Below are 16,347 nucleotides of genomic sequence, written 5' to 3' on the forward strand. Positions count from 1 at the left end.
TGTTCCTACTCCTCTATTAATTAAGATCTACTGGCAAGATCGTGGACAGCTGCAAGCAGCGCCGACACTTCCGCCTCTGTTGAGTTTACACCAAAACTAGCTCTCACTGCTCCTCGATCTAAAGTTCCTGCACTTTCATGTGCTAGTGGGGTACAGTGAAATCCCGAGCGCACTGCAATACCATATTCTCGGTCAAGCCGGAAAGCTAAATCGGCAGAATCTACGTTTTCTATATTAAAAGATACAAGTCCACTTCTTGGGCATCCTTTTCTCGGGCCCAGAATATGTGCTCCTGGCACCTTTTCTAATCCCTCTATTAAATACTGAGATAACGACCACTCATGTTCATAGATATGATCGATCGATAAGGATAATACTTGCTCTATTCCTGCCGTTAAACCAGCATACCCCACCACGTTGGGTGTACCTGATTCATAACGGTCAGGTCTAACCGTCGGTTGCCCTATTGCTTCTGATTGGCTGCCTGTGCCTCCGTAAATTAGCGGCTTCACATCAAGATCGGGATGAATGTAAAGGCCTCCTGTTCCCTGCGGCCCAAGCAAACCTTTATGCCCGGGAAAAGCCAACAGATCAATCCCCATCTTTTCTACATCAATATGCAGGACTCCCGCACTCTGAGCAGCATCGACGAGCAAAGGGATTCCGTGTTTTCGAGTAACAGCACTAATCTCTTTCAATGGAAGAATACTTCCGAGCAGATTAGAACTATGTGTTACTGCAACTAATTTGGTGTGAGGACGAATTCGGTTCTCGAGCATATTCATAGATATTTGGCCTTCATCCGTAAGCGGAAGATAATCCACTTCAATCTGCCCAAGTGATTTTAAATATTCTAAAGGTCTTCTTACTGAATTATGTTCCATCATTGTTGTAATTACATGATCGCCGGGTTCCAAAATTCCTGTTATCGCTAAATTTAAGCTCATTGTAGTGTTAGAAGTAAGTACGATATCATTTGGATTATGAATCCTAAACAGCTTTGCAATAACACGGCGAGTATGAAATAATACCCGACTTGCGTTGACAGACATTTGATGACTTCCTCTGCCTGGGTTTGCACCTGCTGTTTCCATTGCTTGAAGCATCGCTTCTTTTACTGTTTCCGGCTTCGGCCACGAAGTAGCAGCATGATCCAAATATATGATTTTATCCATTCCCCTACTCCTCTACAAAAGAAAATGACATATCCTTTCTTCCTACCTGAGGTAAGAGGACGATATGTCATTACACTAAAGACTTACTTACCCATTACCCTCATATTCATGTGTATTGATGATAGGTTAGACATGTTGATCATTCAAGAAGTCCATTTATCTGAAGTAGTTCTAAAAGTCTCTCTAAATCCTGTTTGCTGTAGTAATTTAGTTCGATCTTTCCCTTTTCCTTATGATCCTTAATCTTTACCGTTGTCTTAAAATGATTCCGCAGACTTTCCTCAACTGTTTCAATGTAAGGGTCTCTTCTCTTCTGCTTAGACTTAGATTTACTTTCCTTCCCTTTACGATCCATCTGTTGAACAGCTTCTTCAAGTTCTCTAACGCTCCATTGCTTCTGGATACATTCCTCTGCTAGTTCTTTTATTACCTTTTGGTCCTTAAGGCCAACAATAGCTCTTGCATGCCCCATAGATAATGTTCCACGTGAAACATGATCTTTTACTTCCTCAGGTAAAGTTAACAACCGCAGAAAGTTAGCAATATGAGATCTTGATTTACCAACTTTCATAGACAGTTCTTCTTGAGTTAGAGAAAACTGATCCATAAGACCTTGATATGCTACAGCGACTTCCATTGCATTTAGGTTTTCACGTTGCAGGTTTTCAATAAGTGCAATTTCCATAACTTGCTGTTCGGAAAAGTTGCGAACTACAGCCGGTACCGTAGATTTACCGCAATACTCAGATGCACGAAAACGCCTCTCACCCGCTATAATTTCATACCCTTTAAGCACACTGCGAACAATAATCGGTTGAATAACTCCGTGCTGGCGAATAGATTCTGCCAGTTCTTTAATAGACTCTTCATCAAACGTTTTTCTAGGCTGATAAGGATTTGCGCGAAGCTGGCTGAGTGGTATTTCCACGATTTTGTCATCATCGTTGATCGAAAGCGCAGGTAGAATTGCGTCTAATCCTTTACCTAAACGCTTACTCATATGAAATCACTTCCTTTGCCAACTCTAGATAAACCTCAGCTCCTCTTGAGCGAGGATCATACGTAATAATAGATTGTCCATGTGATGGTGCTTCACTAAGTCTAATATTGCGTGGAATAATCGTTCTATAAACTTTTTGTTGAAAATACTTTTTGACTTCTTCTATAACTTGAATCCCAAGATTCGTGCGAGCATCAAACATAGTAAGCAATACACCTTCAATTTGAAGAGAAGTATTCAGATGTTTTTGTACAAGCCTAACTGTATTTAGGAGCTGACTTAAACCTTCGAGGGCGTAATATTCACACTGAATTGGAATAATAACAGAATCGGATGCAGTCAGTGAGTTAATGGTAAGCATCCCAAGTGAAGGAGGACAATCAATCAAAATATAGTCATACTCATGTTTGATCATCTGCAGAGATTTCTTCAGACGAACTTCACGAGAAATGGTAGATACAAGTTCAATTTCTGCTCCAGCAAGCTGAATTGTTGCGGGAATCAAATGGAGTCCCGGGATATTCGTTTCCACAATGGCTTCTTTAGGATGGATCTCTTCAATGAGCACATCGTAGATACAATAAGCAACATCTGCTTTATTAACACCCACACCGCTAGTTGTGTTGCCTTGGGGATCTATATCTACAAGAAGCACACGCTTGCCAAGTGAAGCTAGTCCTGCACCCAAATTAACAGAGGACGTGGTTTTACCTACTCCGCCCTTCTGGTTTGCTACGGCAATAATCTTTGACACTTTTTTCACCTCAGTATAGGAGTCATTCCTTAGGGGTACGAGATAATAGATATCGGCGCAATAGCTAGAATGAAGTAGATAGAAAAAGCGGCACCTGAGCCGCTGTATGTTCATTATTTACGTTTCGGAATTTGTATTACTATTTCATAATGATCTTCATGATCAGATTCTTTTGTTTTGATGTCGAGGCCCGAGTCTGACACCATATCAATGGATTGTCTAATTGTGTTCAAAGCGAGTCTAACATCTTTTGTAAAAGAAATCCGTTTAGACTTCTTAATCTTGGAAGACTCTTTGTAGAAAGCAACCCTTGCTTCCGTTTGTTTTACATTGAGTTCTTTAGTGATGATTTCCTCGAGAATTTTTAATTGGATCTCCAAACGATCTAGGGAAAGTAGTGCTCTCGCATGTCGCTCAGATATTTTCCGTTCCATAAGAGCCATCTTCACTTCTTCAGGTAGATGCAGCAAGCGAATTTTGTTTGCTATTGTGGATTGGCTTTTTCCAAGGCGCTGTGCCAGACTTTCTTGTGTTAACTGGTGCAAGTCGATCAACTTTTGATAGGCCACAGCCTCTTCAATCGCCGTCAGACCTTCACGCTGTAAGTTTTCGATAAGTGCTATGGAAGCTGCTTGGGAATCATTAAATTCACGTACAATAGCAGGGATATGTTCCATGCCAAGTTTCCTTACGGCACGCCAGCGTCTCTCCCCAGCAATGATTTCATATTGCCCGTTCCGAACGCGAACCACAATGGGCTGAATAACACCATGGGTTTTAATCGTTTGGCATAATTCTTCAATCTTCTCGTCATCAAAAATCGTACGGGGCTGATACGGGCTGCTCACAATTTCATCGATCGGAATTTGTTTTACTTCTTCCCCGTTACTGCGTTCCGTCAAACCAAACAACTTCGAAAATTGTTCTTTCATTCCGTAGATTACCACCTAAATTCAAAATAGTGCCGCTTAAGGCACTTTATTGACTGTTCTCTCTTCGATTCCGTGTTGCAACTAGGCTAAGCCGTCTTCTTTATGTATAGGATTATGTTCTATGACGTTTAGACTCAATCTGTACGAAGAAACTACTCCCTCTATTCTATCACTTTTTCTTCCATAATCCTATTGTTTGGCAGTGAATTTTATCTCATTTTAAGGAAAATTGACTTCTAGTATTTTCATCGCGTTTGTTGATTATGAGCCTTGTTTTTATACCGTTTTTAATACCTGTTTTTATGCAGATATAATGTTGTATTATTTCTTATTTTAAGGAAGATAGATTGCTTAAAATAAACAAAAAAAGGGAATGTTTCACGTGAAACATTCCCTTTTTATTATTTAACAAGTGGTGTCTTAAGTGGTGTTCCTGGTTTTCTAGGATACATCTTTGGTGTGTTAGCTATCTTACGGATTAAAATCATATGCCTTGCTGACTCTTCCACGGGTAATTGGAAAGCATGTGTTTCAATGAGTTTACCCTTTAACTCTTTTAAACTGTATGCCGCTTCTGTCAATTCTGCAGCAGGATCGCTACCCTTCATTGCTGCAAACATTCCGTCTTTACGAACAAAAGGTAGGCAGAATTCATTAAGTACTGCAAGCCTAGCAACAGCACGAGCTGTAACAAGATCATAATGATCCCGGTAACCTGCTTTTCTTCCGACCTCTTCTGCCCGGCCATGAATAAGTTCCACGTCTTGAAGTCCAAGAGCATCACAAAGATGTTGTAAGAACGTAATCCGTTTATTCAGAGAATCAATAATCGTCAGCTTTAAATGAGGAAAACAAATCTTAAGCGGAATACCCGGGAAACCTGCCCCAGACCCTATATCCGCGATGGTATTCACTTCGTCCATTCCTACATAGAAAGCAAGTGACACAGAATCATAAAAGTGTTTTGTATATACTTGCTCTCTCTCAGTGATACCCGTTAGATTCATTTTCTCATTCCAAGATACGAGCTCTTTATAATAAATCTCAAATTGATCTAACTGCTTCTCGCTAAGCTCAATCTGATGTTCTGCTAAGCGTTCTTGCAATTCCTTCTGTATATGATCCATTGTTACCCCCTAGATGCAGTAACCCGATTATAATGTTCTAGATAAACGAGCAATATTGAAATATCTGCCGGTGTTACACCCGAAATCCGGGAAGCTTGACCGATAGAGATGGGACGGATTTTTTCAAGCTTCTGTTTCGCTTCTATTGCCAAACCATGAATCTCATTGTAATTGATGGTATCTGGAATTTTCTTTTTCTCCATTTTCATCAGACGTTCTACATGAGTGAGTTGCTTCTCAATATAACCTGCATATTTAATTTGGATTTCGACTTGTTCCTTCATCTCTTCATTTAGATCATAAGGAGAAGGTGAGATTCTCTCGATAAAAGAATAATTCACTTCCGGACGTCTCATTAAGGTAAGAAGGGAAATTCCATCTTGCAAAGGCGTTGACTCTATACTTGCTAGAAGTTCATTCACTTCTGATGGGCGAGTACGAGTAGTACGCAAGCGTTCGATCTCCTGCTCTACTTTTTCCTTTTTATTAAGGAATTTAGCATAACGTTCATCTGTCACAAGTCCAATCTCGTGTCCAAGTGGAGTAAGTCTCATGTCTGCATTGTCATGACGCAAAAGCAGTCGATACTCAGCCCGCGAAGTAAGCAGACGGTAGGGCTCATTCGTACCTTTCGTCACCAGATCATCAATAAGAACACCGATGTATCCTTGCGAACGATCTAGAACAACTGGTTCTTTTCCTTGTGCTTTACGAGCTGCATTGATTCCAGCCATAATCCCTTGACCAGCTGCCTCTTCATAACCAGAAGTTCCGTTAATTTGTCCTGCAGTAAACAACCCTGGAAGACGCTTCGTCTCAAGCGAAGGAAGAAGCTGCGTCGGCACCATAGCGTCATATTCGATGGCATAGCCATTACGCATCATCTGAACATTCTCAAGTCCTGGAACGGAGCGCAATACTTCTAATTGCACATCTTCAGGTAAGCTGGTAGACAAACCTTGAACATAATATTCTTTGGTGTTTTTGCCTTCGGGTTCTAGGAAAATTTGGTGTTTTGGTTTATCACTAAAACGAACAATCTTGTCTTCAATGGAAGGACAATAACGTGGTCCCGTACCTTCAATTACACCTGAGAACATGGGAGCACGATGCAGATTATCTGTTATAATCTGATGTGTTTCAGCTGAAGTGTACGTTAACCAGCATGGCAATTGTTCATTGTCTGAGCTTTCCGTCTCATAGGAGAAAAACTTAGGAATATCGTCTCCTGGTTGAATTTCTGTTTTACTGAAATCGATGGTATCCTTATGCACCCGAGGTGGAGTCCCTGTCTTGAAACGTACAAGTTCGAAACCAAGCTCTTTAAGATGATCAGATAACTTAATCGAAGGCTGCTGATTGTTTGGCCCGCTCTCATACATCAGTTCACCCATAATTACTTTACCGCGTAAGTACGTTCCTGTTGTAAGTACAACTGATTTAGCACGGTATTCTGATCCTGTCTGTGTAACGACACCGACACACTCTCCATTTTCCACGATCAAACGCTCTACCATGCCTTGGCGCATCGTAAGATTTGGTTCCATTTCTAACGTTTCTTTCATGGTGTGCTGGTAAGAAAATTTATCTGCCTGCGCTCGAAGCGCATGTACTGCTGGACCTTTACCTGTATTGAGCATTCTCATTTGAATAAATGTTCGGTCTGTATTTCGGCCCATTTCTCCACCTAGGGCGTCAATTTCACGGACTACATGGCCTTTTGCTGGTCCCCCAATCGATGGATTACATGGCATAAATGCGACCATATCCAGATTAATAGTGACCATCAGCGTTTTACAGCCCATACGAGCTGCAGCAAGAGCTGATTCGACACCAGCATGACCTGCACCAACGACAATTACATCGAATGTACCGCCATCAAATCCCATCGTGCCTTCCTCCTTGTTTCAGGGATCTCTCCCTGTAATTTATACTGCTGTATTGAAACGAAATCAGAACCTCACTGTTCTGGATTTCTTATCAAGTTCATTTCTGGGCGCTTATACAAAGCACTAAATTCCATTATATCAAAAAACACGGGGATTCCATAAGACTTGATTCCATTGATTCAAATCATTTCAAATGATAAATCTATAATGAATCCCGTGGATCTCATCAATATATCTCTTTATTTCCCTAAACAAAACTGGGAGAAAATCTGATCAATTAGAGCATCATGCGCAGTGTCTCCAACAATCTCACCGAGCTGCTCCCAGGCTAATCTCACATCAATTTGGATCATATCAATTGGGATGAACTGTTCTGCAGCGTCATAAGCATCCTGTAAAGATTGCTTCGCTTTTTTCAGAAGAGAGATATGCCGTACATTACTTACATAAGTGAGATCTGCTGATTCTAATTGCCCGCTAAAGAATAATTTCGATATTGCTTCTTCAAGCAGGTCAATACCTTCTTCTGCTTTTACAGACATCGGTACGATTAATTCGGGATCAATATACCGTTCTAATATGTCCCGGTCAATCTTGGTTGGTAGATCCATTTTATTCAGAATAACAATAGCCTGTCTGCCTTTAATTTGCTCCAAAAGTTCGAGCTCATCCTCATGCAGCGGTTCTCCCGCATTTACTACCATAAGAATCAGGTCTGCTTCTGTAAAAGCGGTGCGAGATCGCTCCACACCAATCTTCTCAACAACATCCATTGTTTCCCGAATACCCGCTGTATCGAGCAATTTTAAAGGAATATTATTAATAGTCACAAACTCTTCTATGACATCGCGAGTTGTCCCTGGAATATCTGTGACGATCGCACGGTTATCTTGAGCCAGTGTATTAAGGAGAGAAGATTTTCCTACATTAGGTCTTCCAACGATAGCAGTGGTAATTCCTTCTCTTAATATTTTCCCTTGTTCTGCTGTTTTTAACAGCTTATCAATTTCGTTCATCACATGAGACGATTTTTCTTTGATAAATTCAGAAGTGAGTGATTCTACGTCATGCTCTGGATAATCAATATTCACTTCAATATGTGCCATTGTTTCCACAAGGGTATAACGAAGGTCACGTATTTTTGCAGAGAGAGATCCCCCTACTTGTTTTAAAGCAACAGAAAAAGCGCGATCTGACTTAGAACGAATGAGATCCATAACACCTTCGGCTTGAGACAAGTCAATTCTTCCATTCAAAAAGGCCCTTTTGGTAAACTCGCCTGGTTCTGCTACTCGGATATCCAGCATAAGCAGTAGATCCATAATTCGTTTAACGGAGATCACACCACCGTGGGAACTAATCTCTACCACATCTTCTGTGGTGAAGGAACGTGGGGCTCTCATCACTGTGACAAGTACCTCTTCCACTTTTTCTTGTGTCTGTGGGTTGATAATATGTCCATAATGAACGGTATGAGATTCCGCTTGTTCGAGTGGTGTTTTACTTTTTACAATCTTACCTACTTCTTTGATTGCATCTGGACCACTGACCCGAATGACAGCAATCCCCGCTTCACCTACAGCTGTAGAAATAGCTGCTATTGTATCACTAATCATCTGTATTCACCTTCCCGTATCCTTGCTTATGATCTATATTCAAGTTATCAAGACTGTTATTTTCATTATTAACTGAATCAATTTCATAATACCTTCGTTGGTTTAATCAGATCTATATATAGATCAAAATGGTTTTATTGTATATATATAGATACTAATTTCCTGTTTTAGTGAGTTATGAAAAGAATTCAACTAGATTCAGGCTGCGTACCCTGATTACGAAAAAAGCAATGGCTTCTGCACGGGGCAGGAAGCCATTGCGTAATCGCATGAAATCACATTATGCTTATTTAAGTGTAATAACCACTCTGCGGTTAGGCTCTTCGCCCTTGCTGATTGTATTCACCTGACGATGATTCTGAAGTTTAGCATGTATCACCTTGCGCTCCTGGGAAGGCATGGGTTCAAGGACCACTTCTTTTCCCGTGCGAACCACCTGTGAAGCCAATCGGTCAGCAAGTTCTTCGAGTGTCTTGCGGCGTCTTAATCGAAAGTTCTCCGCATCAAGAATAATCCGTACGAAACTGCTTGAGTGTTTGTTTGCCACAATATTCGTTAAATATTGCAAAGCATCTAAAGTTTGGCCTCTACGTCCAATAATAAGACCAAGGTCTTCTCCGGTAATGTTGAATATCTTACCATCCCTGCTTTTTTTGATCTCAATCTCAACATCAAGACCCATACCCGCAGCTGCTTCTTTCACAAAATTGCTCGCTTCAACATATGGATCTACATCATTAGATATATTCGTATCTAATTCCGTTGAGCTTGAAGATGTAAGCTCAGAAGTACGGATCAGAGCAGAATCGGGCTCGTTTTGAAAAGATTCTTCTGCCTGTTTTGGCTTAAGTGTCAATTCTACTTTGGCTGGCTTAACACCAATGAGACCTAAAAAACCCCTGGATGGCTGTTCTAAGACGTTTAACGTAACCAGATCTCGACTGACACCAAGCTTAGCCAGTCCTTGATCTACAGCATCTTCTATCGTTTTACCTGTCACAATGACGGTGGTCATATGGAACGCCGTGCCTCCTTTGCCACTTCCTGATCTGATAAACCGGACAATCAATGATTTATATTATTTTTTCTTCTTTTTCTTTTTCTTCTTCGCTTGAGAACCTGCACCGTTCGTAGTTGCCATTCCAGCTTGTCTCTTTTTAGAGGAGCTCTTTGTTCCTTCCACATTGGCAGCAGCTACATGCTTGTCGTTGTTGCGATAGAGGAAGAAGTTTTGAATAATGGTATAGATGTTCGAGTAGAACCAGTAGAGCGGCAATGCCGAAGCAAACTGGTAGGACATAATGAACATCAAGATTGGATATACCCAAAGCATAAACTGCATAGGTCCTTGCTGCTGTGATGGATTTTGTTTCATCATGTACCATGTTTGGAAGAACATAGATGCAGCTACGAGCACAGGAAGTATAAACAATTTATCTGGGGAACCAAGTTCCATCCATAAGAAAGTGTGCTGATTAATATTTGAGTTATAGAGAATCGAGTTATAAAGAGCGATATAGATAGGCATCTGGATAATCAGAGGCAAACAACCCGCCATTGGATTGACTTTATGCTCTTGGAATAGCTTCATCGTTTCCGCTTGAATTTTTTCAGGGGTATCCTTGTATTTCGTTTGGATTTCCTTGATAAGCGGTTGAATCTTTTGCATGTTTCTTGAACTTTTAACTTGTTTAATAGTAAGTGGAAGAATTAACGTACGAACAATAATAACCAGTACGAGGATTGCCAATCCATATTCTCCACCAAACAGCTTAGCTAATGAATCTAAAGATAATGAGAACCAATAAACAACATTACTTTTCCAAAAAGAATCACTGTTTCTGAGGTCTTCTGTGGTAACATGAGCTGTATTCGCAGATGTACAACCCGATAGTACAGCAACTAAAGCAATTACAGCGATCAGGAGAATCCACTTTTTCCCCTTCATTGACTTGAGTCGTGACACTTGATAACCCCTCTCTTAACCTATCCATTCCACCGTAAATAATACCATAAGTAGAAGAACAAAGAAAACGCTATTTCGAGCGCTTTTCTGCCTTGAGCAGCGAAGCTTTACGCAAGACATGAAGTAGACTTTTCTCCATCTCTTTGTAGCTCATTGAAACTGCTCCCTTTCTTACGATAAATATGAGATCCATATTCTCAACAATTTCGGCTTCATGATGTCGAATAATTTCTTTAATCATTCTTCGCATGCGATTGCGGACAACCGCATTTCCTATTTTTTTGCTGCAAGATACGCCGACACGAAACTGCTCGACATCCTTGCGACGCAATCCATATACCACAAACTGATAGTTTGCTTGAGACTTACCATAACGGTATACGCGACTAAAGTCGGCACGGTTTCGTAAACGTAATCTTTTATGCAATGATCTCTTCTCCTTGCTAAGACGCGTCTCTATAATAATGAACGCATTGTTTCATCCTAAAAATAAGTATGGACGATCGTAGGAAGCTATAAACACTCCCCTATTTAAAATAGAATTTCTTGTTTAAGAAAAAAAGACCACCGTAGTGGTCTTCATGCACGCATTACGCACTGAGTACTTTTCTGCCTTTAAGACGGCGGGCTGCCAGAACTTTACGGCCGTTTTTCGTGCTCATTCTTTTCCGGAAACCATGGTTCTTCTTACGTTTGCTAACATTCGGTCTAAATGTTGGTCTCATGTATTGCACCCCCTTAAAAGGAATCCTGTACAGATTGAACTACCTAGTAGTACATATAAACTGTTTATTTGCATAGCGCAATCTATAACGATATCTTAATTTAATCATTTTCATCAACACAGAAAATGCCTTTATATATTTAACCACGTACAAGTCAAAAAGTCAACTGAACTACATTATATCCCAATTCTATATCTTTAGATCCTGTTGTCCACATTTTTTATCAGTTATTGCATCTTCTCGCGAGTTATACACATGTGGATAGATGAAGTGAGCTTATTCTACCATTTTTCTTCTACTATATGGCTGCCATATAACTTGATTTGAACACCCCGTAATCACACCGAGCAAATCTGCATACGGAGTATTTCGATTTTAACCGTGATTCAATTTACTCCTAATGTTTATATGTATAAAATATATCCCTTCTATATAAGGTCATCTATAGCCAACTCTCTAACTAACCGTTTACAAAATGTTCACAGTTGAGTTAGGATAGTGGTATCAATAACTTGTATACAAGTATACATGGATGAAGTTTTCTCATTTATTGCCGACTAACACTATGATTCGTTATCATGAAGTTAAAAGAAGTTTAGTGTAATGAATAGGAGAGTTATATGATGCGTTATCCTTCTGCTTGGCTACAAGGCAATTCTTTAGGAGAGTTAATTGTAAGCGATTTACGTTTGCAAATTATTGATGGTACGATCGCCAGGGGAGAAATATTATCCGAGAATAAAATTGCTGCTCAGTTTAAAAGCAGTCGTTCCCCTGTAAGAGAAGCATTTAAAACGCTTTCAAACGAGGGGTTGATTAGCTTAGAGCGGATGGGTGCCGTCGTTCTTGGACTAAGCTCAAAAGATAAGGACGAGCTATATGATGTAAGGTACCTGATTGAAAGTTTTGTTCAAGCGAATTTAGCAAAGCAACTGCCTTGTGATCTGTTAACTAAACTACAGCAAATCATCGATAAAATGGAACTTGCCATGAGACATTCCGATTTTATTGAATTTGCTTATCTTGATTTCCAGTTTCATGAGACGATTATTATCGAAGCAAATCATACGCGAATTCTCCATCTTTGGAAAAGTATTCGGCAGATTATTATGACGTTGCTTTTACTTACAACTGAAGAGATTTTCTCCCATGGCGAAGAACGGATCAAAGCTGTCATTCAAAAACACCATCAATTAATGAAAGGTCTTGCATCCAAAGACCCTGAGATTGTAGCAAATGAAGTCAGGATCTACTTTACTGATTCACGACAAACACTCCATAAAACTTTTTAGAGATGTTTTTAGTTGCAATCCGTTTCATAATACCTTTTGTTGCTTCGGCAAGACGATATATTGGTAAAAGTGGTTCCTAATTTTTAGAGCTGCAATTTATCGTCTTTATAAGTTATGAAATCGATTACTCATACTGCTTATATTCAAGAGACTGGTGCAAAATATGTGCTTTCTCTCTCCTAAAAGTTGTCGACAAGTATACAAATTGGCGATATGCCAAATAACAGAGATTTTTGTAAGCGCACTTATTTCTAAATAGAGGATCCCTCCTCTACTATAATTCCCATCAAAAAGGAGAACATTCATCATGGAAAGTATCTTTGGCCTTAGTCATACAGCAACAATGCTGGTTTGGACTCTTCTCACTATCGTATTTTTAGTTATACTTATTTCCAAGTACAAATGGAATCCGTTTGTATCACTTTTGATCGCCGCATTGATTTTGGGCCTTCTCACCGGCATGAATACACAAGATGTTGTAACATCAATAACAAGCGGAGTTGGCGGAACCCTCGGTACGATTGCCATTGTGATCGGGCTGGGTACAATGCTAGGTAAAATGATGGCAGAGTCCGGCGGGGCAGAACGAATCGCCACTACTCTCGTTGATCGTTTTGGATTAAAACGGGTCCACTGGGCCATGATGATTGTTGGTTTTATTGTGGGTATTCCTGTATTTTTTGAAGTGGGTCTAATTCTTCTTATTCCGATTGTATTCACAGTAGCAAGAAAAACAGGTTTATCTATTCTGAAGATCGGGATCCCAATTTTGGCGGGACTTTCTACTGTACATGGACTTGTCCCTCCTCACCCTGCGCCTATGATTGCTATTGAGGCATTTGGTGCTAACTTAGGACAAACCATTATGTATTCTCTTATAGTGGGACTGCCGACAGCAGCAATTGCTGGTCCTGTATTTGCTAGCTTTATTAGCAAAAGAGTCCATGTAGCTCCGGCAACCGAACTTGCAGAACAATTTTCATTAAAAAGCGAACGTGAACTTCCCGGTTTTGGTATTACGTTGTTTACGATTTTACTGCCAGTTATCCTGATGCTGGCTGGATCCATCGCACTGATTGTAGATCCGGAAGGTGTTCATGGTTTCTCTCATTTTCTTGAGTTTATTGGTAATGAGGTTATTGCCCTTCTTATTTCAGTGGTCTTTGCTCTCTTTTCTCTTGGGTTTGCCCGGGGATTCAACAAAAACGAAATTTCTAAGTTTACCAGTGAATGTCTTGCACCAACAGCAAGTATAATTCTAATCATCGGTGCAGGTGGTGCTTTTAAACAAGTACTTATTAATAGTGGTGTCGGTGCAGCTATTGCAGAACTCGCTACGAGTATGCATATCAATATCATATTATTCGCTTGGCTTGTTGCCGCTCTCATTCGTGTAGCAACAGGATCAGCTACTGTCGCGATGACAACTGCTGCTGGTATTGTTGCTCCTGTTCTCGCACTTTCCCCAGGGGCTAGTGTAGAACTTGTGGTTCTTGCAACAGGAGCAGGATCCGTTTTCCTATCCCATGTAAATGATGCGGGATTCTGGATGATTAAAGAATTTTTCAATATGACGGTACCTCAAACCCTTAAAACATGGTCTGTCATGGAAAGTTTACTTTCTGTTGTTGCACTTGTCCTGATTTTATTGCTAAATCTAGTTATTTAACTGCCACTCCTACCTCTATTAATGGTTGGAATAGCTTATAGAAAGAAGGCCTCTAAATATGAACTCATATATGATCGGCATTGATATTGGAACAACAAGTACAAAAGCAGTGCTTTTTGAGAAAAATGGAATGGTTATAGCAAAGGCGAGTGAGGAGTACCCTCTTCTCACGCCTGTTCCAGACTCAGCTGTACAGAATCCAGATGAAATCATGTCTGCTGTAATCCATACAGTCAAATCGATAATGGTAGAAAGCGGGATCTTACCAGAGCAGGTTTTATTCGCCTCTTTTAGCTCTGCTATGCACAGCCTTATCGCTATGGATGCAAGCGGACTTCCCCTCACACCATGTATCACTTGGGCGGATAATCGAAGCAATGTATGGGCACGGAAATTAAAAGAAGAGATGAACGGGCATGAAATATATCGTAGAACAGGAACACCGATTCATCCTATGTCCCCTTTATCTAAGCTGATCTGGCTAAGAAATGACCAAAAAAGTATTTTTGATCAAGCAGCGAAGTTCATATCTATTCGGGAATATGTTACCTTAAGACTGTTCAATCAATATGTGGTAGACCATTCGATTGCTTCCGCTACCGGACTGTTTAATTTGCAGCAGCTGGATTGGGACCAAGAAGCACTTGAAATAGCAGGTATCACTCCTGAACATTTATCTCAGCTGGTTCCTACTACACATGTGCTGACAGGCCTTGATCCTTTTTATGCAAAAGAAATGGGATTAAGCCCTTCTACCCCATTTGTTGTAGGAGCAAGTGATGGAGTACTCTCCAATCTTGGGGTAGGAGCCATCCACCCAGGAGAGGTTGCTGCTACGATCGGTACAAGCGGTGCAATCCGTACCGTTGTAGATAAGCCGGTCACGGATGTAAAGGGCCGTACTTTCTGCTATGCCCTAACTGAGAACCACTGGGTGGTCGGAGGACCTGTGAATAACGGAGGCATGATCTTCCGTTGGGTACGTGATGAAATGGCTGCGTCAGAAATAGAAACGGCAAAAAGACTTGGAATCAGCTCCTATGATGTACTCACCCGGATTGCTGAGCGAGTAGCTCCTGGAGCAGACGGTCTACTATTCCACCCCTATTTATCAGGTGAAAGAGCTCCACTGTGGAATCCAGATGCAAAGGGATCATTCTTCGGTCTTACGCTGCAACATAAAAAAGAACACATGATCCGCGCTGTATTAGAAGGTGTTATTTTCAATCTCTATACCGTTCTGCTTGCCATGAAAGAACAAATGGGACAACCAAGCCGAATTTTAGCTACTGGCGGATTTGCTCGTTCTCCGCTATGGCGGCAGATGATGGCCGATATTTTTGATCAGGAAGTTGTTGTGCCAGAGAGCTTCGAAAGCTCTTGTCTGGGAGCGGTAGTCCTTGGACTATACGCAACAGGCCATGCAGATTCCCTAGAAGTCGTTACAAACATGGTTGGAACAACGCATGCACACTCTCCTAATCAAGATCAGGTCGATATCTATCAAGAGCTGCTTCCGATTTTTATCCGTATCTCTCGTAAGCTTACAGAAGAGTATGAGGACCTGGCCAAGTTTCAACGTAAGTATATCTCTGCTACGAGCTAAGTTCTCCTTTATTTATAGCAAAATCAAAGAGCCGGTCATTCTGACCGGCTCTTTTTGGTCTGTTCGTAATTAAAATGTCGCCACGTGTAGTATTGCTAATTAAGATCAACTTTCCCCCCGATTTACAATTCCTTTTATTACGTTTTTCAGTTATCCACAGAGAAAAGAAGCCTCAAGTGACTCTTCATCTTCCCCCTTATCCAACATCAACTGATAATTTATAAGCACAACCTGTGAATAAATGATTTCAGATTTTTAATGATCCTGTCAAAAACTAAACAATTTATAAACAATATGTAGTGTTGTGATTAAAAATTATACACAAGTTATTGAATTTGTGGATAAAATCCTGAGATACGTTGAAATATAAGACTTCTTTTGCTATGATTATATTGCTTTTGGATGTGAATAGATGTTTCAATCCATAATATTATCAACAGCCTGTGGATAAAGTTGTGAACAATTTTCCGTTGTTCCTTCTTTTTTTGTTTAGCGTCCTATGGACATTGGGGATAAATTCTACAATATAAATTTTTTTTCGACATTCCACTCATGGCACTGGGCCACATTTGGAAGATTAAAAGGAGTGACAGTCT

General features: G+C 40.5%; 14 protein-coding genes. 3 read left to right on the forward strand and 11 right to left on the reverse strand.

Annotated elements, in window-relative coordinates; all coding sequences use genetic code 11:
- Nucleotides 1-20: 20 nt before the first annotated feature.
- The 11 genes from QPK24_RS23460 to rpmH form a co-directional block, all read right to left on the reverse strand.
- The gene (locus tag QPK24_RS23460; RefSeq protein ID WP_285745217.1) at nucleotides 21-1,175 is read right to left on the reverse strand and encodes an aminotransferase class V-fold PLP-dependent enzyme; all 1,155 of its coding nucleotides are present in this window, start codon (nucleotides 1,173-1,175) and stop codon (nucleotides 21-23) included.
- Between the two features lie 139 nt (nucleotides 1,176-1,314).
- Entirely contained in the window at nucleotides 1,315-2,175 is an 861-nt protein-coding gene (locus QPK24_RS23465; protein ID WP_285745219.1) for a ParB/RepB/Spo0J family partition protein, read from the reverse strand.
- Nucleotides 2,168-2,929, reverse strand: a complete 762-nt coding sequence (locus tag QPK24_RS23470; protein WP_160035515.1) for a ParA family protein — start codon at nucleotides 2,927-2,929, stop codon at nucleotides 2,168-2,170. Before QPK24_RS23470 ends, QPK24_RS23465 begins: the two co-directional genes overlap by 8 nt.
- A 113-nt stretch (nucleotides 2,930-3,042) precedes the next feature.
- Nucleotides 3,043-3,861 carry a nucleoid occlusion protein gene (gene noc, locus QPK24_RS23475; protein ID WP_285745222.1) on the reverse strand — a complete coding sequence of 273 codons (819 nt, stop codon included), beginning with the start codon at nucleotides 3,859-3,861 and terminating at the stop codon, nucleotides 3,043-3,045.
- A gap of 401 nt (nucleotides 3,862-4,262) precedes the next feature.
- Nucleotides 4,263-4,988 carry a 16S rRNA (guanine(527)-N(7))-methyltransferase RsmG gene (rsmG, locus tag QPK24_RS23480; RefSeq protein WP_285745224.1) on the reverse strand — a complete coding sequence of 242 codons (726 nt, stop codon included), beginning with the start codon at nucleotides 4,986-4,988 and terminating at the stop codon, nucleotides 4,263-4,265.
- Nucleotides 4,989-4,990: 2 nt separating this feature from the next.
- Nucleotides 4,991-6,877 (reverse strand): tRNA uridine-5-carboxymethylaminomethyl(34) synthesis enzyme MnmG, encoded by a 1,887-nt coding sequence (gene mnmG / locus QPK24_RS23485; protein ID WP_285745226.1) that lies wholly within the window; start codon nucleotides 6,875-6,877, stop codon nucleotides 4,991-4,993.
- A 239-nt stretch (nucleotides 6,878-7,116) separates the two neighbouring features.
- Nucleotides 7,117-8,493, reverse strand: coding sequence for a tRNA uridine-5-carboxymethylaminomethyl(34) synthesis GTPase MnmE (gene mnmE, locus QPK24_RS23490; protein ID WP_285745228.1), 1,377 nt, complete (start codon nucleotides 8,491-8,493; stop codon nucleotides 7,117-7,119).
- A 286-nt stretch (nucleotides 8,494-8,779) separates the two neighbouring features.
- Nucleotides 8,780-9,508, reverse strand: coding sequence for an RNA-binding cell elongation regulator Jag/EloR (jag, locus tag QPK24_RS23495; RefSeq protein ID WP_285745230.1), 729 nt, complete (start codon nucleotides 9,506-9,508; stop codon nucleotides 8,780-8,782).
- A gap of 63 nt (nucleotides 9,509-9,571) precedes the next feature.
- A complete protein-coding gene (locus QPK24_RS23500) occupies nucleotides 9,572-10,459 on the reverse strand; it encodes a YidC/Oxa1 family membrane protein insertase (protein WP_285745232.1) in 888 nt (295 codons plus the stop codon).
- A 70-nt stretch (nucleotides 10,460-10,529) separates the two neighbouring features.
- On the reverse strand, nucleotides 10,530-10,886 hold the full coding sequence (gene rnpA / locus QPK24_RS23505) for a ribonuclease P protein component (RefSeq protein WP_285745234.1): 357 nt from the start codon (nucleotides 10,884-10,886) through the stop codon (nucleotides 10,530-10,532).
- 163 nt (nucleotides 10,887-11,049) lie between these two features.
- Complete coding sequence (gene rpmH / locus QPK24_RS23510) at nucleotides 11,050-11,184, reverse strand: 50S ribosomal protein L34 (RefSeq protein WP_091159838.1); 135 nt, start codon at nucleotides 11,182-11,184, stop codon at nucleotides 11,050-11,052.
- A 623-nt stretch (nucleotides 11,185-11,807) separates the two neighbouring features.
- Here rpmH and QPK24_RS23515 point away from each other — a divergent pair.
- From QPK24_RS23515 to gntK, 3 genes are all read left to right on the forward strand, one after another.
- Nucleotides 11,808-12,476 carry a GntR family transcriptional regulator gene (locus tag QPK24_RS23515; protein WP_285749534.1) on the forward strand — a complete coding sequence of 223 codons (669 nt, stop codon included), beginning with the start codon at nucleotides 11,808-11,810 and terminating at the stop codon, nucleotides 12,474-12,476.
- Nucleotides 12,477-12,783: 307 nt separating this feature from the next.
- Nucleotides 12,784-14,145 carry a GntP family permease gene (locus QPK24_RS23520; protein ID WP_285745240.1) on the forward strand — a complete coding sequence of 454 codons (1,362 nt, stop codon included), beginning with the start codon at nucleotides 12,784-12,786 and terminating at the stop codon, nucleotides 14,143-14,145.
- Between the two features lie 58 nt (nucleotides 14,146-14,203).
- On the forward strand, nucleotides 14,204-15,751 hold the full coding sequence (gene gntK, locus QPK24_RS23525; RefSeq protein WP_285745242.1) for a gluconokinase: 1,548 nt from the start codon (nucleotides 14,204-14,206) through the stop codon (nucleotides 15,749-15,751).
- Nucleotides 15,752-16,347 lie beyond the last annotated feature (596 nt).

It is taken from the genome of Paenibacillus polygoni (assembly GCF_030263935.1).
Taxonomy (GTDB): Bacteria; Bacillota; Bacilli; order Paenibacillales; family Paenibacillaceae; genus Paenibacillus; species Paenibacillus polygoni.